Source organism: Saccharothrix carnea, assembly GCF_003014735.1.
Classification (GTDB): Bacteria; Actinomycetota; Actinomycetes; order Mycobacteriales; family Pseudonocardiaceae; genus Actinosynnema; species Actinosynnema carneum.
Map to the genome: position 1 here is coordinate 652,778 of NZ_PYAX01000002.1, position 21,979 is coordinate 674,756.

General features: G+C 72.1%; 25 protein-coding genes. 12 read left to right on the plus strand and 13 right to left on the minus strand.

Features of this window, described 5'->3' with window-relative positions; all coding sequences use genetic code 11:
- The first annotated feature begins 172 nt into the window (after window positions 1–172).
- Together B0I31_RS07140 and rox are read left to right on the plus strand one after the other, a co-directional pair.
- The gene (locus B0I31_RS07140; RefSeq protein ID WP_245949756.1) at window positions 173–706 is read left to right on the plus strand and encodes a beta-eliminating lyase-related protein; all 534 of its coding nucleotides are present in this window, start codon (window positions 173–175) and stop codon (window positions 704–706) included.
- 181 nt (window positions 707–887) lie between these two features.
- Window positions 888–2,327: a rifampin monooxygenase gene (gene rox, locus B0I31_RS07145; RefSeq protein WP_106614487.1), complete on the plus strand. Its 1,440-nt coding sequence runs from the start codon at window positions 888–890 to the stop codon at window positions 2,325–2,327.
- On the opposite strand, the gene B0I31_RS07150 is transcribed toward rox, so the two are convergent.
- The 7 genes from B0I31_RS07150 to B0I31_RS07175 all read right to left on the minus strand — a co-directional run bounded on the left by B0I31_RS07150 (window position 2,311) and on the right by B0I31_RS07175 (window position 6,388).
- Entirely contained in the window at window positions 2,311–3,528 is a 1,218-nt protein-coding gene (locus B0I31_RS07150) for an RNA polymerase sigma factor (protein WP_106614488.1), read from the minus strand. The genes rox and B0I31_RS07150 overlap by 17 nt on opposite strands.
- 27 nt (window positions 3,529–3,555) lie before the next feature.
- On the minus strand, window positions 3,556–3,912 hold the full coding sequence (locus tag B0I31_RS07155; RefSeq protein ID WP_106614725.1) for a YciI family protein: 357 nt from the start codon (window positions 3,910–3,912) through the stop codon (window positions 3,556–3,558).
- An 84-nt stretch (window positions 3,913–3,996) separates the two neighbouring features.
- Window positions 3,997–4,167 (minus strand): hypothetical protein, encoded by a 171-nt coding sequence (locus tag B0I31_RS07160; RefSeq protein ID WP_181320030.1) that lies wholly within the window; start codon window positions 4,165–4,167, stop codon window positions 3,997–3,999.
- Window positions 4,164–4,604, minus strand: coding sequence for a MarR family winged helix-turn-helix transcriptional regulator (locus tag B0I31_RS07165; protein ID WP_106614489.1), 441 nt, complete (start codon window positions 4,602–4,604; stop codon window positions 4,164–4,166). Before B0I31_RS07165 ends, B0I31_RS07160 begins: the two co-directional genes overlap by 4 nt.
- A 70-nt stretch (window positions 4,605–4,674) precedes the next feature.
- Complete coding sequence (locus B0I31_RS07170; protein ID WP_245949732.1) at window positions 4,675–5,772, minus strand: winged helix DNA-binding domain-containing protein; 1,098 nt, start codon at window positions 5,770–5,772, stop codon at window positions 4,675–4,677.
- A complete protein-coding gene (locus B0I31_RS41155; protein ID WP_219910621.1) occupies window positions 5,769–5,900 on the minus strand; it encodes an epoxide hydrolase N-terminal domain-containing protein in 132 nt (43 codons plus the stop codon). Before B0I31_RS41155 ends, B0I31_RS07170 begins: the two co-directional genes overlap by 4 nt.
- Window positions 5,901–5,938: 38 nt before the next feature.
- The gene (locus B0I31_RS07175) at window positions 5,939–6,388 is read right to left on the minus strand and encodes a GNAT family N-acetyltransferase (protein WP_181320031.1); all 450 of its coding nucleotides are present in this window, start codon (window positions 6,386–6,388) and stop codon (window positions 5,939–5,941) included.
- Window positions 6,389–6,815: 427 nt separating this feature from the next.
- On the opposite strand from B0I31_RS07175, the gene B0I31_RS07180 reads away from it, so the two are divergent.
- The 6 genes from B0I31_RS07180 (at window position 6,816) to B0I31_RS07205 (ending at window position 12,969) form a co-directional block, all read left to right on the plus strand.
- A complete protein-coding gene (locus tag B0I31_RS07180) occupies window positions 6,816–7,292 on the plus strand; it encodes an SgcJ/EcaC family oxidoreductase (RefSeq protein ID WP_181320032.1) in 477 nt (158 codons plus the stop codon).
- Window positions 7,293–7,329: 37 nt separating this feature from the next.
- Window positions 7,330–7,812, plus strand: coding sequence for an SgcJ/EcaC family oxidoreductase (locus B0I31_RS07185; RefSeq protein WP_106614491.1), 483 nt, complete (start codon window positions 7,330–7,332; stop codon window positions 7,810–7,812).
- 24 nt (window positions 7,813–7,836) lie between these two features.
- Window positions 7,837–8,304, plus strand: coding sequence for a peroxiredoxin (locus tag B0I31_RS07190; protein WP_106614492.1), 468 nt, complete (start codon window positions 7,837–7,839; stop codon window positions 8,302–8,304).
- Window positions 8,305–8,699: 395 nt separating this feature from the next.
- Window positions 8,700–10,277: a GMC family oxidoreductase gene (locus tag B0I31_RS07195; RefSeq protein WP_106614493.1), complete on the plus strand. Its 1,578-nt coding sequence runs from the start codon at window positions 8,700–8,702 to the stop codon at window positions 10,275–10,277.
- 35 nt (window positions 10,278–10,312) lie between these two features.
- Window positions 10,313–11,692: an aminotransferase family protein gene (locus B0I31_RS07200; RefSeq protein ID WP_245949733.1), complete on the plus strand. Its 1,380-nt coding sequence runs from the start codon at window positions 10,313–10,315 to the stop codon at window positions 11,690–11,692.
- 131 nt (window positions 11,693–11,823) lie between these two features.
- Window positions 11,824–12,969 (plus strand): coiled-coil domain-containing protein, encoded by a 1,146-nt coding sequence (locus B0I31_RS07205; RefSeq protein ID WP_106614494.1) that lies wholly within the window; start codon window positions 11,824–11,826, stop codon window positions 12,967–12,969.
- 12 nt (window positions 12,970–12,981) lie between these two features.
- Here B0I31_RS07205 and B0I31_RS07210 read toward each other — a convergent pair whose 3' ends face one another.
- The 4 genes from B0I31_RS07210 to B0I31_RS07225 form a co-directional block, all read right to left on the minus strand.
- Window positions 12,982–14,112 carry an FAD-dependent oxidoreductase gene (locus tag B0I31_RS07210; RefSeq protein ID WP_106614495.1) on the minus strand — a complete coding sequence of 377 codons (1,131 nt, stop codon included), beginning with the start codon at window positions 14,110–14,112 and terminating at the stop codon, window positions 12,982–12,984.
- On the minus strand, window positions 14,109–14,630 hold the full coding sequence (locus B0I31_RS07215) for a TetR/AcrR family transcriptional regulator (protein ID WP_106614496.1): 522 nt from the start codon (window positions 14,628–14,630) through the stop codon (window positions 14,109–14,111). The genes B0I31_RS07210 and B0I31_RS07215 overlap by 4 nt, the downstream gene beginning before the upstream one ends.
- Window positions 14,631–14,660: 30 nt before the next feature.
- Complete coding sequence (locus B0I31_RS07220) at window positions 14,661–15,713, minus strand: winged helix DNA-binding domain-containing protein (RefSeq protein ID WP_106614729.1); 1,053 nt, start codon at window positions 15,711–15,713, stop codon at window positions 14,661–14,663.
- Between the two features lie 85 nt (window positions 15,714–15,798).
- A complete protein-coding gene (locus B0I31_RS07225) occupies window positions 15,799–17,115 on the minus strand; it encodes a serine hydroxymethyltransferase (protein ID WP_106614497.1) in 1,317 nt (438 codons plus the stop codon).
- A 75-nt stretch (window positions 17,116–17,190) separates the two neighbouring features.
- On the opposite strand from B0I31_RS07225, the gene B0I31_RS42510 reads away from it, so the two are divergent.
- The 4 genes from B0I31_RS42510 (at window position 17,191) to B0I31_RS07245 (ending at window position 20,373) form a co-directional block, all read left to right on the plus strand.
- On the plus strand, window positions 17,191–18,033 hold the full coding sequence (locus tag B0I31_RS42510) for a PucR family transcriptional regulator (RefSeq protein ID WP_106614498.1): 843 nt from the start codon (window positions 17,191–17,193) through the stop codon (window positions 18,031–18,033).
- Window positions 18,034–18,043: 10 nt separating this feature from the next.
- A complete protein-coding gene (locus B0I31_RS07235; RefSeq protein ID WP_106614499.1) occupies window positions 18,044–18,676 on the plus strand; it encodes an AAA family ATPase in 633 nt (210 codons plus the stop codon).
- Window positions 18,677–18,828: 152 nt separating this feature from the next.
- Window positions 18,829–19,821: a trypsin-like serine peptidase gene (locus B0I31_RS07240; RefSeq protein ID WP_106614500.1), complete on the plus strand. Its 993-nt coding sequence runs from the start codon at window positions 18,829–18,831 to the stop codon at window positions 19,819–19,821.
- A 123-nt stretch (window positions 19,822–19,944) separates the two neighbouring features.
- Window positions 19,945–20,373 carry a MarR family winged helix-turn-helix transcriptional regulator gene (locus B0I31_RS07245; protein WP_106614501.1) on the plus strand — a complete coding sequence of 143 codons (429 nt, stop codon included), beginning with the start codon at window positions 19,945–19,947 and terminating at the stop codon, window positions 20,371–20,373.
- A gap of 3 nt (window positions 20,374–20,376) precedes the next feature.
- Here B0I31_RS07245 and B0I31_RS07250 read toward each other — a convergent pair whose 3' ends face one another.
- Both B0I31_RS07250 and B0I31_RS07255 read right to left on the minus strand, forming a co-directional pair.
- On the minus strand, window positions 20,377–21,243 hold the full coding sequence (locus tag B0I31_RS07250) for a hypothetical protein (protein WP_106614502.1): 867 nt from the start codon (window positions 21,241–21,243) through the stop codon (window positions 20,377–20,379).
- Window positions 21,240–21,914, minus strand: a complete 675-nt coding sequence (locus B0I31_RS07255; protein WP_106614503.1) for a hypothetical protein — start codon at window positions 21,912–21,914, stop codon at window positions 21,240–21,242. The genes B0I31_RS07250 and B0I31_RS07255 overlap by 4 nt, the downstream gene beginning before the upstream one ends.
- Between the last annotated feature and the right edge of the window lie 65 nt (window positions 21,915–21,979).

The following is a 21,979-nucleotide window of genomic DNA, read 5'->3' on the forward strand; positions in this document are numbered from 1 at the left end:
CCCACCTCGCCGCACAATTCTCTTTGCGCACCGCCTCCCCGCCTCACCAGATTCCCGCCATGACCTCCGAGATCCGCCGTTCCCTGGTCCAGCACTCCCGGCTGCGCCAGGACCCGCACGCGGTGCTGCGCCGCACGAACGCGGCGCCGCGACGCACCTGGACGGCGCCCGGCTGTGGGAGGCGCAGCCGTACTACGACCGGCCGTTCGCCGAGATCGCCGACCTGTTCGACACCGTCTACGTCTCCCTCTACAAAGGCCTCGAAGGGGTGCGCGGCGCGGTCCTCGCGGGCGACCGGGAGACCGTCGACGCCGCCTCGATGTGGCGGCGCAGGCTCGGCGGCGCCACCCCCGACTCGTGGCACGCCGCCGTCACCGCCCTGATGGGGCTGGACGAGGTGCTACCCAGGATGGCCGAGTTCCGCGACCACGCCGTGGGGGTGGCCGCCGCGATCAACGCGGACGGCTACGCGACCACCCGCCCGCGGGTGCCGCAGACACCGCTGTTCCACGTCCACCTGCCCGTGCCCAAGGACGTCGTCGCCGCCGCGGCGCAGCGGATCCTCGCCGAGAGCGGCGTCGAACTGCCCCGGCACCCCCGGTCCTCACCCGACCCGACGCGGTGCGCCATCGAGCTGACGATCGGGGTCGTGTCGCTGGAGTTCACCCCGCGGGAGGTCGCCGACCTGATCCGGCGCCTGCGCTGAACCGGCCGGCCGGCAACGCGAACGGCGAGGAGGTGACCGCACTCCCCGCCATGCTCAACTTATAGCGCACAGGGGGTCTTGCGGCAAGACCCCGGTCGTGCCGCAGAATCTCCCGCCGAAGCCAGGACCTGCGAGAATCCGATTTCGCGAACCGCCTGCGCTCGCCATCGAACGGGGATTGATGATCGACGTGATCGTGGTCGGCGGCGGACCGACCGGCCTGATGCTCGCCTGCGAGCTGCGGCTGCACGACGTGCGCGTGCTCGTGCTGGAGAAGGACACCGAACCGACCGAAGTCGTGCGCTCGCTGGGCCTGCACGCCCGCAGCGTCGAGATCATGGACCAGCGCGGCCTGCTGGACCGGTTCCTCGCGCTCGGCACGCGCCACCCGCTCGGCGGCTTCTTCGCCGGCATCCCCAAACCCGCACCGCGACGGCTCGACACCGCCCACCCGTACGTCCTGGGCATCCCGCAGCCCACCACCGACCGCCTGCTCGCCGACCGCGCCGCCGAACTGGACGTCGAGCTCCGCCGCGGACTCGCCCTGGTCGGCCTGGACCAGGACGACGACGGGGTGACCGCCGAACTCTCAGACGGCACGCGGCTGCGCTCCCGCTACCTCGTCGGCTGCGACGGCGGACGCAGCACCGTGCGCAAACTCCTCGGCGTCGCCTTCCCCGGCGAACCCGCCCGCGTCGAGACGCTGCTCGGCGAGGTGGAGATCGGCGTGACCCCGGAGACACTGGCCGAGGCGGTGGCCGAAGTGCGCAAGACCCAGGCCCGGTTCGGCGTCACGCCGTTCGGCGACGGCGTGTACCGCGTCGTCGTGCCCGCTGACGGCGTGACCGAGGACCGCTCGGTCCCACCGACCCTGGACGAGGTCAAGCGGCAGCTGAAGGCGGTCGCCGGCACCGACTTCGGCGTGCACTCGCCGCGCTGGCTCTCCCGCTTCGGCGACGCCACCCGGCTCGCCGAGCGCTACCGGACCGGCCGGGTCCTGCTGGCCGGCGACGCGGCCCACATCCACCCGCCCACCGGCGGCCAAGGCCTCAACCTCGGCCTGCAGGACGCGGTCAACCTCGGCTGGAAACTCGCCGCGCAGGTCCAGGGCCGGGCACCGGACGGGCTGCTGGACACCTACCACGCCGAACGGCACCCCGTGGCCGCCGCCGTGCTGGACAACACCCTCGCGCAGATGCAGCTGATGTCCACCGAACCCGGCCCCCGCGCGGTGCGGCGACTGCTGGCGGAACTGATGGACGTCGAGGACGTCAACCGGCTGCTGATCGAGAAGATCACCGCCATCGGCATCCGCTACGACTTCGGCGACGGCCACGACCTGGTCGGCCGGCGGCTGAAGGACGTGGCGCTCGGGCGAGGACGCCTCTACGAACTGATGCGCGGCGGCCGCGGACTGCTGCTCGACCAGACCGGCCTGCTCTCCGCCGCAGGCTGGGCCGACCGCGTCGACCACATCGTCGACACCGCCGACGAACTGGACGTGCCCGCCGTGCTCCTGCGGCCGGACGGCCACGTCGCGTGGGTCGGCGACGACCAGCGGGACCTGGACGCCCGGCTGCACCGGTGGTTCGGCGACCCGTCCGCTAACCCGCTCCGGTGACCTCGGCGAGCCCGCGCCGCAACAGGTCGCGCTCGGCGTCGTTGCCCGCCAGGTCCAACGCCCGCCGGTAGGCCCGCGCCGCCTCGGAGTCCCGGCCGAGGCGGCGCAGCAGGTCGGCGCGCACCGCGTGGCACAGGTGGTAGCCCGCCAACGGCGGCTTGCCCGCCGTGAGGCCGTCCACCAGCGCCAACGCCGCCTCCGGCCCGTCCACCTCGGCCACCGCGACGGCCCGGTTCAACGCCACCACCGGGCTCGGCGTCAACACCATCAGGTGGTCGTAGAGCCGCACGACCTGCCGCCAGTCGGTCGGCGGCGGATCGCTGTGCACGGCGTTGATCGCCGCCTGGACCTGGTACGGGCCGGGCCGGTCGCGGCGCAGGCACCACCGCACCAGCGCCCGCCCCTCCGCCACCAGCGCACCGTCCCAGCGCGACCGGTCCTGGTCGGCCAACCGCACCAGCCCGCCGTCCGGGCCGGTCCGCGCCGCACGGCGGGCGTGCAGCAACACCATCAACGCCAACAACCCGACGACCTCCGGCTCGTCGGGCATCAGCTCCACCAGCACCCGCCCGAGCCGCACCGCCTCCGCGCACAGCTCCGCACGCACCAACGAGCCGCCCGAACTGGCCGAATAGCCCTCGTTGAACACCAGGTACACCACCGCCAGCACGGCACGCAGCCGATCGGGCAACTCCGCCTCACCCGGCACCCGGTACGGGATCCGCGCGTCGCGGATCTTCGCCTTCGCCCGCACCAGCCGCTGCGCCATCGTCGGCTCCGGCACCAGGAACGCCCGCGCGATCTCCGCCGTGGACAACCCGCCCAGCAGCCGCAACGTCAACGCCACCCGGGCCGCCGGGTGCAGCGCCGGGTGGCAGCAGGTGAAGATCAACCGCAGCCGCTCGTCACCCACCACGCCCACCTCCACGGGCTCGTCACGGGCGTGCAGCAACGCGGCCTGGGCCTGCCGGTCGTCCCGCGTGGACTCCCGGCGCAACCGGTCGATCGCCCGGTGCCTGGCCGTGGTGATGATCCAGCCCGCCGGGCTCGGCGGCACACCGGCCTCCGGCCAGCGCCGCAGCGCCTCGGCGAACGCGTCCTGGACCGCCTCCTCGGCGACGTCGATGTCACCGAAGACGCGGACCAGGACCGCCACCGACCGGCCGTACTCCGCCCGGAAGACCTGCTCGACCGCCGTCACGTCAGCGTCGTCACCTCACGCTCCACCTCAGCCGACGAAGTCCTGGAACGGCCGCACCTCGACCGGCAGCGCGCACGCCACGCCCATCCGCCGACCCCACTCCAACGCCGCGTCCAGGTCCGGCACGTCGATGATGCTGAACCCGCCGATGAACTCCTTGCTCTCGGTGAACGGGCCGTCCGTCACCAGCACCTCGCCGTTCTCGCCCGGACGCAGCGTGGTCGCCGTCTCCGGCGCGTGCAGACCACCGGCGAACACCCACACCCCGGCCTCCCGCATGTCGGCGTCCACCGCCTGCACGTCCTTCATGATCTTCTCCAGCTCCGCCGGGTCCGGGATGTCGTAGCCGGCGGGCTCGATCACGCTGATCAGGTACTGGGTCATCTCGTGCTCCTCGAGGTCGGAGGGTTTCCGCACCCTCTACACGAACGGCCGGCGACGACTTCGACACCGCGACGGAGAAAATTCTCAGACCACTACGACGAGCTCGCCGACCCGCTCCGACCGGTTCACCCCGGACGCGCCCACCTCCACCCGCACCCACCCCGGCAGCGGCTCGGGCACCGGCCGCCCGACCACGGCCGGGTTCTCCACCGGCCCCGGCCCGCTCAGCACCACCGCCCGCGTCGACCCGGTCATCCGTGGTGCTCCAGGACCACGTTCAACACGCGCACCAACTCCTCGCGCTCGGCCGCCGACAACGGCGCCAGCAACGCCTCCTGAGCCCGCCCCAGCACCCGGTCCAGGTGACGGAGGTGGGCCGTGCCGGACGGGGTGACGCTGACGATGTTGCGCCGCTTGTCACCCGGGTCCGGCCGGCGCTCCACGAACCCCTTGTCCGCCAGCTCGTTGACCGTCGCCACCACGTCGCTGCGGTCCAGCCCGCCCCGCCGGCCCAGGTCAGCCTGGCTGGCCGGGCCGAACTCGTCCAGCGCGGCCAGCAGCGAGTAGTGGTAGCGCCGCGCGTCCACCGCGCCCAACGCCTCCGACACCAGCCGGTGCGCCTGGGTCGTGGCCTGCCCGAGCAGCCAGCTCGCCGTGCCGCGCAGCCGCCGCGGCGCGCCTGAGGTCTCCATGCGACCGCAGTCTACCCACTTGTTGGCCCCACCAACGGTCAGGAATTTCTGTTGTGCCAATCGGCGCGGTTCAGGCGTGACCGCCGACCGACACCGGGCCCAGGACCAACTCCGACCGCCCTTCCAGGAACTCGCCCACCCGCGCCACCTCCCGGTCCAACTCCGCCGCCCCCGCCCGCGACAACCCGCCGAACAGCTCCACCGTCACCACGATCCGTCGACCCGACCGCTTCTGGTGCCACACCCCGGCCACCACGCCGTCCACCAGCACCACCGGGAAGTTCCCCGCCTGCCCACCCGACAACGCCCGCTCGAACGCCCGACCCGGGAACACCACCTCACGCGGGTGGCTGCCCACCACGTAGGCGTCGAAGTAGGGGAGCAGCCGCACCCCGCCCGGCGGCTCGTCCGGCCACGACGTGTCGCCCCGCACCACCCAACCGCCCTCGACCAGCTCCACGTCCGCCCGCTCGAACAGCGCGTCCACCCACCGCTTCGGCGCGGCCAGCCACCTCGCGAAGTGCGCCTCCGTCGCCGGCCCGTACGACCGCAGGTAGGCGTGCAGCAACTCCACCGCACCCTCCGCTGCCGGCGCGAAACCCGGCAACCACCGCCGCGGGCTCGTGTAGGCGACCTTGCGGCCCTTGTTCGGCGCGAAGCACATCGCGCCCCGGTTCGACGCCACCCCCATCGCCTCCACCCACCGCGGCCACGGCGTGCCGCCGAACGCCTCCATCACCCGCTCGCCCGCCCACGCGCCGGTCCGCGCCACCACCGCCTCGGTCAACTCGTCACCGGTCAGCTCGTCGTCCCGCAACGCGTCCGCGATCGCCGCCACCACCTCCGCTGTCTGCTCCTCGGTCAGCAACCGCAGCCGTTGCGGCAACGCCGACAACGCACCCGTCCACATCGGCAGGTCCGCCGCCGGCAGCAGGTGCACCGTGCCGCGAGGCCCCCGCGTCTTCACCAACGCCCGGTCCACCCACACCGCGTCCCGCACCCGCTGCCGGGTCAGCGTCGTGCGGATCCCGATCGACAACTCCGCCGCCGACATCACCTGGGCGTGCGCACCGCACATCGCCCGCACCACCGCCACCGGGTCCGCCGACGGCTCCACCAACGAGTGCCGCCGCAACCGGCGGCCGATCACCCCGTCCACGACGCTCACCGGACCTTCGCGAAGAACGTGTTCCGACACCCGTGCACCAGCAGCAACGGCAGCGCGTCGGCAGCGCCGCTGCACACGTGCAGGTCGGACTGCGGCACGGCGATGCGGAACTCCCGGAACTCGGTCACGGCGACGACGCTAGAACCCGACCAGGACAGGAACGGTCCTAGATCAACCCGGGATGCCCGAACTGCGCGATCCGCAGCCCGCCCTCCACCACGACCGTGTCGACCAGCCGGAACCCCAGACCCTCGTACAACGCGATCGCGGGCGCGTTCGCCGCACCCGTCGACACGATCGCCGGACCGCCCTCAGCCAGCACCTGCTCCACCAGCCGCCTGGCGAACCCCAGCCGGAAGTGGCTCGGCGCCACGCACAGCCGGTCGATGTCCAGCACGCCGTCCACCTTCGCGAAGCCGACGAACGCCACCAGGTCGTTGTCGACGTACCCGCCCAGCCACCGCAACGGCACTCTCCGGATGTCCTCGACCGACTCGTGCAGACCCGGTATCGCCGTGCTGCCGATCAACTCCGACTCGATCGCGTACGACTGCAACGCGATCCGGTGCACGGCGGTCGCCGTCCCGTCATCGGTGAGGTCCAGGGGAACGATCATGCGGCCCATCCTTTCCCACGAGGTGACCCGCCGGTTACCCCTTTCGATCACCGCCGGAACGCCGACCTCGGCCGGGCACGAACCGGCCGGCGCGACCCCGCGAAGCCCTCGTCCCGCGCGGCCCCGGCCATCACCCAATGGAACGAATACAACACGTATGGCAATTCCGCCACGCCCGATGAGCGGATCCGTCCATCCAGGACGGCAGGTAATTCCAGCGCAACTCGAATCAGTAGTCATGTGCGCAAGAGTGAAGATGGCACTTCGCAAAAACCGGGGTGATGATGATTCAAGGGGTGGGTGAACGTCGCAACAGGTTCCGATAGTCACAGACCAGTGGTGTGTCGCTTTCCACCCTTCTGGACGGTAGCGCCGGCCGGTGCCGGCCCCTGTCTACCGACGTCCACCAAGAAACGAGGAGTCACCGATGACCAGTACGGCACCGAGCGTCGTCGATCGCGAGGCGATGCTCAATTCATACTACGGTCCGTTCACCAGCGAACAGGAGAAGGAAGTCCTCGGCGTCCCACTGCGCCTCGTCGGCGCCTGGGCGAAGAACGACGCCGCCGGCGTCGCGAACACCTTCACCGAGGACGGCATCCTGATCCTTCCGGGTGACGTGCTGAAGAAGGGCCGCGAGGAGATCCACGCCTTCATGAGCGAGGCCTACTCGGGCCCCTTCAAGGGCACCGGCGTCACCGGCAACCCGGTCGACGTCCGCTTCGTCTCCGACGACGTCGCGCTGCTGCGCACGCACGGCGGCATCCTGGCCCCCGGCGAGACCGACATCGCGCCCGAGCGCGCCGTGCGGTCCACGTGGGTCTGCGTGAAGCAGGACGGTGAGTGGCGACTCGCGGGCTACCAGAACAGCCCTCGGGGCGACGGCGCGACCCTGCGCTGGTAATCGGCCGCTAGCCACACAGAACCAAGGAGTGCCAGACATGCCCACAGCGACCAACGGGTGGGGCGACGCCTCACAGCTCCTCGCCGAAGCCGGGGTCCCCGAAGACCCCACCTACTACCGGGGCTTCACCGCCGACGACGAGAAGGCGGTGCTGACCGTCCCCATGCGCATCCAGGAGGCGTGGGAGCGCAACGACGCCGACATGTTCGCCGACACCTTCGCCGACAACGGCAGCCTGCTGATGCAGGACACCCAGCTCACCAGCCGCGAGGACATCCGCCGGTACATGGCGGAAGGCTTCCGCGGCGGCCTCAGGGGAGCCCGGGTCCGCGGCGGACCACTGGAGATCAACTTCCTCACCGACACCGCCGCGATCGTGATCAGCGAAGGCGGCATCCAGCTCGCGGACGAGTCGGCCACCGCGCCGGAGCGCAAGGTCCGCGTCACCTGGGTGATCGCCAAGCAGGCCGACGGCACGCTGAAGCTGATCTCCCACCACAGCAGCCCCATCAAGGGCTGAGGCCCACACGACGAGAGGACTGCCATGGCGGTCGAGGTCGGATCCCCGGCGCCGGACTTCACCCTGAGCGACCACAACCGCGAGGTGGTGACGGCGTCGTCGCTGTGGCGGGAGAAGAACCTGCTCGTGATCTTCTACCCGTTCGCGTTCAGCACGATCTGCCAGGACGAGATGTGCCTGGTCAGGGATGACATCGGCGAGTACGCCACCAACGACGTGCAGGTCGTCGGCGTCTCCACCGACACGCCGTTCGCGCTCAAGGCCTGGGCCGAGCAGCAGGGGTACGACTTCCCCCTGCTGTCGGACTTCTGGCCCCACGGCGAGGTCGCCGGGAAGTACGGCGTCTTCCTCGAAGAAGCCGGGATCGCGATGCGCGGCACGTTCCTGGTGGACACCTCCGGTGTGGTGCGCTTCGCGGAGATCAACGGTCCCCGCGAAGCACGCGACCAGACCAAGTGGAAGAAGGCGGTGGCGGAACTGACCGCCGCCTGAATCCGTCACCGAAACCGTCGCGGGTTCCGGCACGAACGGTGATCCGGACGACGGCCATCCATTTGCCGCACAATCCGAAATGTGGCGCGTCCCTCGGATCGCGTTCTCCACGTCGGACGCGATCCGCGATGTCGAGACGCGTTATCGCGGTGAACCTGTGGTGATCCCGCCCGGCCTGACGGGAACGATTTCCGGATGGGCAACCACATCGGTGATCGCCCTGTCGGGCCGGGCGGGAACACAGCGGGAACACTCACCGCGACAGCCCTTTCCCAACGCACGAGAACGTCGTTCTGCCGGTCCGGCGTGAACCCGACCGAGCTTCCCGGAAAAACCGCGCCTGGACGGCGCACGCACACCCGAATCCGCCGTACGGCGGACGTGAGGAGGACCGGATGTACGATTACGTGATTGTCGGAGCGGGCTCGGCGGGCTGCGTGCTGGCGGCGCGACTCACCGAAGACCCCGATGTCACCGTGTGCCTGATCGAGGCCGGGCCCACCGACGACCTGGAGACCATCCACATCCCCGTCGCGTTCGGCGACCTCTTCCGCACCTCGGTCGACTGGGACTACGACTCGCACGACGAGCCCCAGCTCGACCGGCGGCGGATCTTCCTGCCCCGCGGCAAGGTCCTCGGCGGCACCAGCTCGATCAACGCGATGCTGTACCTGCGCGGCAACAAGCTCGACTACGACGGCTGGGGCCAGCCCGGCTGGAGCTACGACGAGCTGCTGCCGTACTTCAAGCGCTCCGAGGACAACGAGCGCGGCGAGTCGTACTACCACGGCGCCGGCGGCCCCATGAGCGTGTCGGAAGGGCGCAGCCGGAACACGCAGTCGCAGGCGTTCCTGGACGCGGCGGCACAGGCCGGGTTCGCGTCCAACGACGACTTCAACGGCGAGTCCCAGGACGGCTTCGGCCACTTCCAGCTCACCCAGCGCAACGGCCGCAGGTGCTCGACCGCGGTCGCCTACCTGCACCCGGCCATGAACCGGCCGAACCTGACCGTGCGGACGAACTTCCAGGTGCACCGCATCGTCATCGAGAACGGCCGCGCGGTGGGCGTCACCGGACGCCGGTTCGACGAGAACCTCACCGTCCGCGCGAACCGCGAGGTGATCCTGTCGGCCGGCGCCTACAACTCGCCGTACCTGCTCATGCACTCCGGCATCGGCCCCGCCGACCACCTCGGTCAGCTCGGCATCCCGGTCGTCCACGCCAACGACCGGGTCGGCGCCAACCTCCAGGACCACCCGCTGGTACCGCTGATCTTCGCCCACGACGAGCCGGTCAGCACCCTGATCGCCGACGACCCCCGGTACGTCAGGCAGTTCGAGGAGGAGGGCACCGGCCCGATGACCTCCAACGGCCCCGAAGCCGGCGGCTACGTGCGCACCCGCTCCGGGCTGGCCGCTCCGGACGCGGTGTTCTTCTCCGGCCCGATGATGTTCGCCGACAGCGGCCTGGGCCTGCCCACCGGGCACGCCATCACCTACGGGCCGGTGCTGCTGACGCAACAGGCCCGGGGCACCGTGACGCTGGACTCCGCCAACCCCACCATGAAGCCCAAGATCCAGCACAACTACCACCAGACCGAGGACGACCTGGCCACGGCCGTGGCGGCGACGCGGATCGGGATGGAGATCGCGCGGCAGAAGGCGCTGTCCCGGTTCACCAAGGACTGGTACTCCGCCCCGGAATCGGACTCCGAGGCCGACGTGCGCGCCTACGTCCGCGGCTACACGCACTCCATCTTCCACGGCTCGGGCACCTGCGCGATCGGCCAGGTCGTCGACGCCGAGCTGAAGGTGATCGGCATCGACGGCCTACGCGTGGCCGACGTGTCGGTCATGCCGACGCTCGGTCGCGGCGCACCCAACGCGTCCGCCATCGCGATCGGGGAGAAAGCCGCGGACCTCGTGCTGGGCAAGGCGCCGCTGCCGGCGGCCCAGGCCTTGGCCACCGCGTGAGCAGGCCGTCCACCGACGTGATCCCAGGAGGAACGTTGACCATCACCCACGAGCCCACGACGTCGTCCGAGGTGGCGACCGAACTGGAAGACCTCGACCGCAGACACCTGTTCCGCTCCATGCAGCGCGGCGACATCACCGACCGGGTGGTCATCGTCCGCGGGCAGGGCTGCACCGTGTGGGACGCCAGGGGCAACGAGCTGCTCGACGCCGCCGGCGGTGGCGTGTGGCACTCGCCCCTGGGCCACGGCCGCCGCGAACTCGGCGAGGTCGCCGCCCGGCAGATCGGCGAACTGGAGTACTTCACCAGCCTGCTGGAGTTCACCAACGACAAGGCGATCAGGCTCGCGTCCCGCATCGCGAACCTGGCGCCGGACGGCCTGAACCGCGTGTTCTTCACCAGCGGCGGCTCGGAGGCGGTGGAGACGGCGATCAAGGCCGCGCGGCTCTACCACCACCGGCGCGGCGACACCGACCGCACCTGGGTCATCTCGCGGAACTACTCGTTCCACGGGACCGCCTACGGCAGCGGCACGCTCACCGGCTTCCCGCCCGTGCACCTGGGCGTGGGACCGAACCTGCCCCACGTCGAGCGGGTCTCGCCGCCTTACCCCTATCGGGCGGCGGACCTCTACGGCGGCCGGGACACCACCGACTTCCTGATCGACGAGCTGGAGCAGACCATCCGGCGTCTCGGCCCGGGCAACGTGGCCGCGATGATCGGCGAGCCGGTGATGGCGGCCGGCGGCGTGCTCGAACCGCCCGCCGACTACTGGCCGCGGGTGCGGGAACTGCTGACCCGGCACGGCATCCTGCTGATCGCCGACGAGGTGGTCACCGGCTACGGGCGCATCGGGTCGTGGTTCGACTCGCCGGGGCGTGGCATGGGAGCCGACATGATCACGTTGGCCAAGGGCATCGCCGGCGGGTACATGCCGCTGGGCGCGACGATCATGTCGGACGAGGTGTCGCAGACGCTGCTGGACACCGGCGGCTTCTTCCACGGCTACACGTTCCAGGGCCACCCGGTGGCCTGCGCGGTGGGTCTGGCGACGATCGACATCATCGAGCGGGAGAACCTGCTGTCGAAGGCCGACCTGATCGCCGAGTGGTGCCGCACCGGCCTGGCGCCGGTGGTCGACCTGCCCGCGGTCGGCGACCTGCGGGTCGTGGGGTCGCTCGCGGCCGTCGAGCTCGTGGCGGACCGCACCACCCGCGAGCCGATGGCGTGGGGGCCGGTGGAGCAGGTGGCCTTCGAGATCCGCAAGCGCCACGGCGTCATCGCCCGCCCCTACGGTCCGATGCTGGTCCTGGCGCCGCCGCTGGTGATCAGCCAGGCCGAGACGGCGCGCGCGACCTCCGCCGTGGTCGACGTGCTGGCCAAGCTCCGCCCGGACGGCACGATCGCCGCGTGAAGCAGCCCGCCGTCCATCCCTGTGCTTGCTTCCGATAAGTGAACCTTATCGGAAGCAAGCACAGGGACGTTCATAGCGTTGCGTTGTGTGCAGTAACGTTTGTTGTGACGAATTAGTGCTACGATATTGCCGTGACGACGGCTGAGACCTCCGCGTTGACCTGCAACTACCCCGGCTGCGCGCGTCCGGTGTTCCGGGGCAGTGGGCCGGGGCGCCCGGCGGAGTACTGCGACCTGCCGGAACACACCCGGTGGCGGGCGTGGCGGGAGAGGCAGCGGTTGGCGCAGGCGGCGGAGGCGGAGCAGGAGATCGTCACCGTGACGAAAGGCCCGCAGGGAATCACCGCGGGCAAGATCAGGGCCGAAGAACTGCTGGAGCGGTTCCGGGTGCTGACCGAGCAGATGTCGACCACGCTGACCGGAGCCGTGGCGGAGCTGTCGGCGATCGCCGATCCGAGCGTGGCCGAGAGCCAGGTGCAGGCGGTCGAAGCCGAGGCAGCGCGGCGGGTCGCCGAGGCGGAGGCCGCGGTCGCGAAGGCGGAACGGCGCAGGCGTGACGCCGAACAGGCACGACAGGCCGCCGAGGCGACCACCGAGGACGCGGTCCGTGCCGCCGAACAAGCCGAACGCGACGCCGAGGCCGCCTACGCGCAACGTGACGCCGCCCGGGCCGAAGCCGACGCGGCCGTCGAACGGGCCGAGCAGGAGATCGCCGCCATCCGCGTGGAAGCCGCAGCCGCCGTGGACGAGATCCGCCGGGACGCCCAAGCCCAGGTCGAGCAGGCCAAGGCCGACGCGGTCGCCCACGCCGAACAGGCCAGGCGGCAGGCGGTGCGGGAAGTCGACCAGGTCCGCGCGGACGCCCAGGCACAGATCGACCAGGCCCGGCACGACGCACAGGCGCAGGTCGACCGCGCCCGAGCCGAAGCGCAAGCCCGGGTCGACCGGGCCGTCGCCGAGGCCGAGGCGAGCGTCGAGCAGGCCCGGTCCGCCGCCCGAGCCGAAGCCGACGCGGCGAACCAGGCCCGGATCAAGGCCGAACGCGCCGAGCAATCCGCCCACGACGCCCGCGTCGAACTCGACCGCGCCCGAGCCGAGCTGACCGACCAGCGCGACACCCACCGCGCCCAGCTCGACCAAGCCGAACGCGCCGCCCGCGAACGCCTCGACGCCCTGGAACAAGCCCGCACCCAGACCCTCGTCCGCGCCGAACGGGCCGAGAGCCAACTCGACCGGCTGCAAGCCGAACTGGACGCCCTGCGAGCCGAACGCGCGTGAGCCGAGGCCGGGTCAGCGGCCGAGCCTGACCGGCTTGCCCACGAGTCCGGCGGCCACCACCCGGTCGACACCGGGCAGGTTCGACAGCCGCACCGCCACCCGCCGCGCCCGCAGCCGCCACGGCGAAGCGGGCAGGAACCACCGCGCGCCCGACCGTGCCACCTGCTGCTTCTCCGCCACGACGGGCCGCCAGGCGCGTTCGTAGGCGCTCAGGTCGTCCACGTGCTCGGCCAGCACGTACGCGCCGCCGATCCCGAGCGACGCGCCCTGCCCGGCCAGCAACGACACCGCGCCGCACGCGTCACCCACCAGCACGACCCGCCCGGACGACCACCGCGGCAGCTCCACCTGTGCGACCTGGTCGTAGTAGATGTCCTCCGGGCACCGCGCCAACGCCCGCGGCACGACCCAGCCCAGCGACCCGTACGCCTCCAGCACCGCCGCGCGGGCCGAGGCGGGCAGGTCCGGTGACGGCGTCCGGTGCACGGTGAACGCCGCCACCCGCCCGTCGCGCAACCCGTAGAAGCCGACCTGGCGGCCCACGGTGTCGGTGACGCAGAACCGCCCGTCCACCAGCGCGTGCACCGACGGGTCGTCGAACGTGAACGCCGCCGTGTGGAAACCCAGGTACCGGACGTGCCCGTCGCCGAACACCAGCCGGCGCACCGCCGAGTGCACGCCGTCCGCGCCGACCAGCAGGTCACCGGACACGGTCGAGCCGTCCGCCAGCCGCACGTCCACCCCGGCCGCGCCGTCCTCGACCCCCACCACGCGGGCGCCGAACCGCAGCGTGACGGCGGCGGGCAGGTCTTCGCGGAACGCGCGTTCGACGTCCGGCCGCATCACGCTCACCAGCCGCCCGTCCACCGCCCGTGCGAACCGGTCGAAGCTCAGCCCCGCCACCCGGCGTCCCCGCGCGTCGACGTACGCGGCCTCCCGCACCCGGTAGCCCAGCTCCAGCAGGCGCGGCAGCACGCCCATCCGCTCGGCCGCGTCGTAGCCCGGGCCGAAGAAGTCGATCATGTACCCGGAGGTGCGCGGCGCGGCGGCCTGTTCCAGCACGACGACGTCGTGCCCGAGCGTGCCCAGGCGGTGCGCGAGCGCGAGTCCGGCGATGCCCGCCCCGCTGATCAGGACCTTCACCGCAGCACCCGGCCCAGCACCGGCACGACGACGTCCGCGGACAGGTCGGGTGACAGCGCGCGGTGCAGCAGCACACCGTCCACCGCGGCCGCCAGCACCGCGGCCGTCTCCACCGGCGTCGGCACGTTCCGCGAGGCCAGCCAGGCGGCGAGCGTGCGGCGGAACTCCACCAGCACCTCGCCCACGGCGTGGCGCAGCTCGTCGTTGCGGGTCGCGGCGAGGAACGTCTCGGTGAACAGCTCCTGCCCGCCGTGCCCGTCCAACGCGCCCAGCAGCAGCGCCAACGCCTCGGTCGGCGTGGACGCCCGTTCCAGCACCGAGGCGAGGCCGTCCACGGCGGACCGCAGCGCGCCGACCGACGCCTGCACCAGCACGGCCTGCGTGGAGTCGAAGTGGTAGTGCACGACGCCGGAACCGACGCCGGCGCGGTCGGCCAGCATCCGGGTGCTGACCGCACCCCAGCCCTTCTCGGCGATGAGTTCCGTGGCCGCGTGCAGCAGCCGTTCCCGAACCGTCATTGGACGATCGTACTGGACGATCGTCCAAACCTAGAGCCGGACGTCCCCTCCGACGCCCGCGAACTCGAGCAGCCCGGCGCCTTCGGCCTCCACGTCGGCCCGCTGCGCCCGGGTCAGCGGCCGGAACAGCTCGACGTCCAGGCCGTCGTCGGCGAGCTTCCAGGTGCCGTGCACGAAGCCGTCCACCAGCAGGGTCGGCTTGCCGCCGATGATGATCCCGCGCCGGTAGTCCTCGTCGGAGATGACGCGGGTGCGGTCGTCGTGGCCGAGCAGCACGTTGTCGAACTCGGGCAGGAACCGGGCCGGCGCGGGCGTGCCGGGGTCGGGCAGCGGCGCGCCCGGCAGGTCGTAGAGGGTGCGCCCGCGGTCGTCGGTGAAGACCCTCAGGTCGTCCATCGCCTCGACCACCGGCTTGAGCCGGCTCATGCCCGCCCACGTCTGCACGTCCTTGACCGAGGCCGGGCCGAACGCGGCCAGGTAGCGGCGCACGAAATCGGCAGGTGACGCGGCGGGTCCGGCGGGTCCGAGCCACCCCGAGGCCGTGGTCCACCGCGCCGCCCCGGAGCGGCCCCACACCGCACGCGGCGGGACCTGCACGGACGGCACCAGGAAGCTGCCCGCGTAGCCCAGGGCGGAGGCGTCGCGGTCGGGCCACCGGGCGCCGAGTGCGTCGCCGATCTCGCGCCGGGTGCGCGGCTGTTCGTCCAGCAGGGCGGTGACTGCTCCGGTGAACTCGTCCACGTCGAGCCCGTCCATGACGAACCCGAACGGCGAGGACGCGAACCGGCGGTGCAGGAACGGCCGCAGCAGCGGTTCGATCCGGCCGTGGTCGGCGGCGGTGACGAGGTGGATCGTGGCGCGGTGCAGCGACGCCCGGACCACGTGGCGGTCCAGCAGCAGCGCGCCCAGCTCGTCGGGCCGGAACGACCGCAGGCGCGACCACAGGCCGTAGTAGGGCGAGAACGGCTCCTGCGCCTGCATCCCGACCAGGTGCTCCACCACGTCGCACGGGGTCCGGTCCGCCCGTTCGAGCAGGAACTGGCGGTGCAGGGTCGCCCGGTTCAACGCCCGGGTCGTCAACATCTCGGCCACGCCGCCACCCTAGTCGTCATCGCGGACAACTCCGGTCCTCGATTCGGCCTCCCCTCGATCGTCCGCGATCTGCCGGTCAGCCGGCCCGGTTGACCTCGCGGCGCAGCGCGACGGCGTCCGCGCGGACCCGCTCGGGCGGTTCGCGGTCGATCAGGGCGCGGCGCATCAGCTCGGCGATGGCGGGCTGGTGCGCGGGGGTGAAGCCGCGACGGGTGATCTCCTGGGTGCCGATGCGCAGTCCGCGCAGGCCTTCGTCGATGCGCTGCCACGGCAGGCTGATGCCGCTGAGGTAGACACCGGCGTCGCCGAGCAGCGTGGCCGCCGCGTCGCCGCCGCCGAGGGTGAGGGCGTCGACGGCGAGGTGGTGGGAGCGGGTGAAGACGCCGTCGTGGCGGGCGACGTCGAAGCCGTGGTCGGCCAGCGCCCGGCCCAGTGCCTGGGCGTTGGCGATGCACGCCCGCGCGTAGTCGGGGCCGCGTTCGGCGAGTTCGGCGGCGGTGACGGCGAGCGCGCCGAGGCGTCCGGCGTCGTAGTTGGCGAGCATGCCGGGGTAGGCGACGTTCGAGACGCGTTCGGCCAGGTCGGCGTCGCGGGTGACGACGCAGCCGCCGGAGGGGCCGCCGAACGACTTGTAGGTGGAGAACGTCATCAGGTGCGCGCCCTCGTGCAGGGGCCGCTGGAACTCCTTGCCGGCGACGAGCCCGGCCATGTGGGAGGCGTCGTAGACGAGGATCGCGCCGACCTCGTCCGCCGCCGCGCGCACCGCGGCGACGTCGTGCGGGAACAGCATGAGGCTCGCGCCGATCACCACGATCCGCGGCCGGTGCACTCGCAGGAACCCGGGCAGCCTGCCGTAGTCGAGGTCGAGTTCGTCGGGCAGGTACGGCAGGTCGACCACGGTCAGGCCGCGGATCGCGGGCACGCCCTGGGCGTGGTGGCTGGCGTGGCCGCCGGCGAACTCGGGCAGCACCGCGATCTTGTCGCCGGCACGGGCGAACGCGGTGTAGACGGCGAGGTTGGCCAGGGTGGCGCTCTGCAGCCGGACCTCGGCGAACCGGCCTTCCATCAGGTCGGCGACGAGCATCGGCGCGAGGACTTCGAGGGTGTCCAGGTGGTCGAGGCCGACCTGGTACTTCTCGCCGGGCCAGCCCATGCTCGGCCGGCTGGACACGGTGGCCCGCGCGGCGGCCGCGGCGGCGGGGCTGAGCACGTTGGTGCCCGCGTAGAGCACGATCCCGTCGTCGTCGACCTGGGCGGTGTGCGCGTCGAGTGCCTTGCGGACGGTGTTCGCGACACCGGCGGCGGTCAGGTCGGCGGAGACGGCGGCTTCGACCTCGGCGAGCCTGCGTCGTGCCTGCGGGGAGGCCCAGGGTGCGATCCTGCTGTTCGTCACGATCGAGAACGCTAGGGCGTCGGCGTCGGGTGGGGCGACCGTCCGCGGACTGGAGTTGTTCCTACAGTTGTCGGAATGCAGGAGCTGCTGGACGAGCTGTCCCGGGTGTTGGGGCGCGGGGTGTCGGTGGACGACGTGGCGGGCCGGGTGGTCGCGCACAGCGCCCAGACCGACGACGTGGACCAGGCCCGGGTGCGGGCGATCCTGACCCGGCGGGTGCCGGCGGACGTCGCGGCGTGGCAGGAGCAGCACGGCATCGCGACGGCGACGGGGCCGGTGCGGGTGCCGGAGAACGCGGCGCTGGGGTTCCAGCAGCGGGTGGGTTTCCCGTTGCGGCACAACGGGGTGCTGGTCGGCTACCTGTGGGTGCTCGGCGACGTGCCCGGGCTCGACCTGGGTGGGCGGCTGGCGGCGTTGGCGGCGCAGGTGCCCGCGGGTGAGCGGACGCCGGTGCGGGTGGTGGTGGCGTTGGAGCCGCGGGTGGTGCGCACGGTGCCCGCGGCCGACGCGGTGCCGGACCTGCCGGGCTACGTCGGGGTGAGCGATCCGCACCCGCCGGACCGGACCGGTGCGGCCTACCAGCAGGCGTTGGCGGCGGCGGAGCTGGCGCGGCTGGACCCGGCGTTGCCGGACCGGGTGCGGTGGTCCGAACTGGGCGCGTACCGGCTGCTGCTCGGCGCGGCGCCCGACGAGGTGCTGGCCGGGTTGTCGGAGGTGCTGCTGCGGACGTTGGAGGTGTACCTGGACTGCGGCTGCGAGGTGCGTGCCGCGGCGGAACGCCTGCACCTGCACCGCACCAGCCTGTACTACCGGCTGGGTCGGATCGCCGAGCTGACCGGCCGTGACCTGGCCGATGGCGGTGCCCGGCTGGAGCTGCACCTGGCGCTCAAGCTCGTCCGGCTGGCGCGGCGTCCGTAAGGTCGACGGCGTGCTCCTGTGGATCAACGGGCCGTTCGGCGGCGGCAAGACGCAGACCGCGCACGAGCTGCAGCGGCGGCTGCCGGGCAGTTTCCTCAGCGATCCCGAGCACGTCGGGTTCGCGCTGCACCGGATGACGCCGCGGCCGTTGCGCGGCGATTTCCAGGACCTGGCGTCGTGGCGGCAGGGCGTGGTCGAGGTGCTGGACCGGGCGGCGAGCGGGCACGACGGGGTGATCGTGGTGCCGATGACGGTGGTGGAGCCCGCGTACTTCCGCGAGATCGTGGGCGGGTTGCGCGACCGGGGCCACGACGTGCGGCACTTCGCGTTGTTGGCCGAGCGGGAGACGGTGGTGCGGCGGCTGTCGGAACGCGTCTTCGGGCGTGCGGCGCGGGTCGTGCTCGGCCGGGAGGTGTCGCTGCGGCGGGAGAGCTTCGCGCTGCGGGTGCTGGACCGCTGCCTGGAGCGGCTGCGCGAGCCGGAGTTCGCCGAGCACGTGTGGACCGACCACCTCACCGTGGCGCAGGCCGCGGAACGCGTCGCCGCGTCGGCGGGGCTGGCGTTGAGCCCGAACACCGACGGCAGGCTGCGCGGCCGGGTGCGGCGCACGTGGACTTCGGTGAAGCACATCCGCCTCGACTAGGTGTGTGCGGAGCGTGGCGGTCGGTGGCTGTGGTGTGCCCACAGTCGAGGAGAGCGTCACTCGTTCGTGTCATGTTGGTTCGTCGGTGATACACGTCCGGTGACGGCGACGAGTTCATCTACATCCGCAATGACGCGAGAGGGAGCACCGAGATGAACGAGCCGCAGCGAGGATCGCCCGAGTACCCGGAGCGCTGGGAGGACCTCGTCCGCCGGCCCCGCCTGCGGGCGAGTGCCCGGCCGCCGGACGAGTTCCGCGAGCTGTTCGAGGGCCCACCGCGGCACACCCGGGAGATCCGCCGCGTCGACCGGACGCAGGAGTCGTGGACCCGGATCGGCGCGGACCCGGTGGAGTCCTACCGCCCGGACTGGGTCGAGGCGGCGGGCAAACCGCGACAGGCCAAGCTGCCGCCGCCACCGCGGGTGCGCCACCGCGGCGGGGCCGAGCTGGAGCCGCTGGTCGTCTGGCACCCGGACGACCGCAGGACCTACAACGACCACGCCTTCCCGTGGGGCTGCGTCTGCCTCATCACGACCGCCTTCGGCTCCCGGGGTTCGGGGGTGATCATCGGCCCCCGCCACGTCCTGACCGCCAGCCACGTGGTCGAGTGGTCCACCGACCAGGCCGAGACCATCGAGGTCCACCGCCACGGCACCGGCTTCCGCGCCCGCACCCACGCGACGTTCGCGATGGCGTTCACGCAGATCGGTGACGTGGGCGCGACCACGCTGGACGAGGACTACGCGGTGCTGGTGACCGAGCAGCGCCTCGGCGACGCGTTCGGCTTCCTGGGCACGAGGGAGTACGACAGCGGCTGGGACGACGATCACCTGTGGGACACGATGGGCTACGCGACCGACGTCCCGCAGGGCACCGGTCAGGGCCTGATCCCCACGTTCCAGCAGCGCGTGGCGCTGGACGAGGACGAGTTCGACCTGGGCTCGGGGCGGGCCATGACCACCACCGCCGACGCCATGAAGCGGCAGTCGGGCTCGCCGATGTTCGGCACGTGGGGGGACCAGACGCAGGTCGTCGCCGTCATCTCCGCGACGGGTGAGGTGTTCCTGTCCGGCACCGAGAACTGGTGCTCGGGCGGCTCCGACCTCAACCGGCTCGTCCGCAAGGCGCGCACCGACTTCCCGTGACCGCCTGACCGCCGCGACGTGCGGTGTCGGTGGACGTCGCGCTGAAGACCGTCGACCGGCACCGCGCGGCAGGCACGACACGATAGGGTGATCGACTTCTCTGACCGATGTCAAAGGAGTGCCGTGCCCGACGACCTCGGCCTGCTGCTGTACCTGCCGCACCGCGAGCTGGAGAACCGGGTGTTCGCCGCGCTGGCCGAGGCCGGGTTCGACGACGTGACACCGGCGCAGGCGCGCGTGTTCCACCGGATCGGCCGTGACGGGTCGCGGTTGACGGAGCTGGCGGAGGCCGCCCGGGTCACCAAGCAGACCGCCGGGTTCCTGGTCGACCAGCTCGAACGCGCCGGTTACGTGGAGCGCGGCCCGGACCCGACCGACGCGCGGGCCCGGCTGATCCGGGTGGCCGAGCGGGGTCGGCGGGCCATCCCGGTCGGCGTGGCCGCGATCGCCGAGGTGCAGCGGGAGTGGACGGCGCACCTGGGCCGGTCGCGGATGGTGGCGCTGCTCGACGCGCTGGCCAGGTTGCGCGAGATCACCGACCCGGACCGGTAGCGCTCAGGGGCAGCCGGGCGGGTGCGGGCCGTGGACCAGTTCGACGCGGATCTCGTCGTTGTCGGCGAGCACGACGACCGTGCCGCGCTCGCGGGTCCACCCGTCGGAGATCAGGAAGTACTTGGGCCCGACCTTGCCGAACAGGCGCAGGCCCCGGTAGCGGACCCGGTAGCGGGAGCCCTCGGCGGGCAGGGGTTCCTCGCAGGCGCCGGGCGCGGTGATGTGCAGGCGTTCGCGGGCGTAGACGACGACTGCGGGCTGCCCGTGCACGTCGGAGGCGAAGCCGCGGGCCAGCTCGACGCCCCGGACCTCGGCGTAGTTGCCCGCCGACCAGAACAGCGAGAGCGACACGACGGCGAAGACGATCACCCTGGTCCAGGCCGGGTGCCGGTCCGGGCGGCGCAGCAGGCTCGCGTACAGCGCCAGCAGGATCCCGCCGCCGACCGCGAGCGGGAACGCGTAGAAGCTGGTGACCGGGAACAGCACGCCGAGCGCCACGGTCAGCGCGGGCAGCAGCAGCCAGGCCAGCGACAGTGCCGCCGACAGCGCCCGGGCCGCCTTGCCCGGCTTCCCGCTCGCCGCCCGGACGCGGGGTTCCAGCCACCGGCAGACCAGGGCGATGCCCACGACGACGGCCAGCAGCAGGAACACCGGCCCGACGCTGCGCAGCACGTAGTCGGTGGTGGACATGCCCAGCACGGAGCTGTCGACGCCCAGCTCGCGGGCCTGCACGTCGCTGCGCCGCCAGCCGAAGTACACCAGCAGGCCGGTGAGCACGGTGACGTTGGCCAGGGCCTCGCCGACCCGCTGCACCGCGTCGGGCTGGTCGGAGCCCTTGCCGGGCGCGTCCCGGTCGGCCGGCGCCGTCATGACGTCGTCGTGGTCGTGGTGGTGCCGGTGGTCGTCGTGCGGGTGGTGGTCGTGGTGGTCGTGCTTGTCGTCGTAGTGGTGCTGGTGGTGGTCCGGTCGGTGTCGGTGCGCGGGTCGTCACGGTCGACGTCGTCCGGCCACTCCGGCGGTCGCCCCTCCACGCAGGTGAAGGAGCGGGGGTCCCGCTGCTCCAGGACGCTGCGCACGGCCTGGTAGGTGGCGCAGTCGACCTCGCCGCTGCCGTCGCCGCCGTGGTTCACCGCCCAGCCGTACCGGGAGGCGCGGTCGAACACCGCGCGGCCCGCCGACTCCTCGCCCCGGCACAGGTGGACGGCGGCCTGGTAGAGCAGCACGTTGCGCGGGCTCGTCATCGACCTCCACTGGGCGTCGAGCGTGGCCTGGGCCGTCGTGCAGTCCAGCGACTTCAGCGGCCGGTACACGTTGTCCTCGGGGAAGCTCGGCGAATCCGGTCCCTCGGGGAGGAACCAGCCGTACCGGGTCCCGTTCGTGGTGGTCGTGGTGGTCGTGCCCGTGTCGGTTCCGGTGGGTCGGGTGGTCGTCGGGTCGGTCGTGGTGTCGCCGCCCGGTCGGTCGAACACCCCGCTCTCGCACGAGGTGACACCGACGACGAGCGCCGCCGCTACCGCTGCCCTGGTGATCCGCGCCAACATGAGCCGGCCTCCTTCACCATCACTCCACGAGCTAGGAGCCTGGTACGGAGGGTGGGGATACGCGG